The following is a 1,493-nucleotide window of genomic DNA, read 5'->3' on the forward strand; positions in this document are numbered from 1 at the left end:
TGAAGTGCTCCATAATAGTTAGACATTAATCTGACTATTAGGAGCACTTTTTTCATGACTAAATATTCAACTACTTTGAAAATGGAAATTTGCAGTAAATACTTATCCCACCAAACCTCTTTAGCTAAACTAGAACGCGAATACGGCATTGATCATACCGAGATTAGGGCCTGGGCAGAACGTGCCCGTAAACATGGCTTAGCCGCTTTAAAGGTTACTCACACCCGACAAACTTATTTGCCTGAATTCAAGCTAAATGTGGTACGCTTCTATCATGAACATCACATGGGAGTACTCCAGGTAGCTGCAGTTTTTAATCTTTCGCGGTCAGTAGTAAGACAATGGCTGGCGGCTTATCAGGCTGCAGGCTACTCTGGGCTGCTCCCAAAATCCAAGGGGAGACCACCAACCATGACTAAAAAGAAGCGTCAGAAGAAGCTTAAACCCACTAAGAAGCTAACCGAAGTAGAACAATTGCGTCGTCAGGTTGCTGAGCTAGAGGCACAAAAAGCCGACTTAGAATTGGATAACTTAATCCTAAAAAAAGTGGCTGCCCGATATCCACGCTCACCAACCGGCAAAAAACCAGAATAGTCGTGGAGATTCGGGCTGAGCGACCTGAGGTGCCGTTAAAGCTTTTGCTTGCCAAGCTGCACCTTAACCGCAAAACTTATTACGACAACCGCAGTCACCGATTGAACCGATTAGATAAATACGCTGCTGTTAAAGGCGTAATCAAGTCTATCTTCTACCAAGAAAGTGATGAGACTTACGGTTATCGACGTATGCATGGTGCACTCTTAGATCAAGGCTTTAGCTATGCGCCCAATACCGTGCGCAAGCTGATGCGGCAGCTGGGACTAAAGACCAGAGTCTACAGTAGGCGCACTGCACGCTACAGTTCTTATGCGGGCCCTGCAGGCGTAATCAAGGAAAACATTTTAAAGCAGCGGTTTAATGAAACCAGACCCTACCACGTCTTACACACGGATATTACCGAATACAAGCTGACCACAGGCAAAAAGGTTTATATTTCACCGGTCATTGATGAGGCCTCACTGGAAATACTGGCTTGTCAAGTCAGCTATTCGCCTAACATGAAGCTGGTTTATGATATGCTGGCAGAGCTTAAGCACAAGCTGCCTAAAACAGCCCAGCCTATTTTGCATTCAGATCAGGGTTTTCAATACCGCCACAGCGGCTATCAGACCAAACTAAGACAGATGAAGATTAAGCAAAGCATGTCGCGCAAGGGTAATTGCCACGATAATGCACCGGGAGAAACCATCTTCAACCTAATGAAACGGGAGAAGCTCAACCGCATTAAGATCAGTTCACTAGCAGAAATGCGGGAAGTACTGCATGATTACGTTTACTGGTTCAATCATATTAGAAGATCAAACAAACTAAAATACACGACCCCGATCAAATATCGAAATCGTGCATTGAGTCTTGCGTAATATTAAAATGTCTAACTTTTTAGTTGCACTTCA

At 44.3% G+C, this 1,493-nt stretch carries 1 protein-coding gene; it reads left to right on the plus strand.

Annotated elements, in window-relative coordinates; translation table 11 throughout:
• Positions 1–54: 54 nt before the first annotated feature.
• Positions 55–1,460 (plus strand): IS3 family transposase gene (locus JF75_RS10540; protein WP_369792500.1). Its coding sequence is split into 2 segments (ribosomal slippage): positions 55–538 and positions 538–1,460, totalling 1,407 coding nucleotides; the frame shifts between segments, so codons are not numbered across the junction.
• Positions 1,461–1,493 lie beyond the last annotated feature (33 nt).

The organism is Lactobacillus kimbladii, assembly GCF_000970755.1.
GTDB classification, from domain to species: Bacteria; Bacillota; Bacilli; order Lactobacillales; family Lactobacillaceae; genus Lactobacillus; species Lactobacillus kimbladii.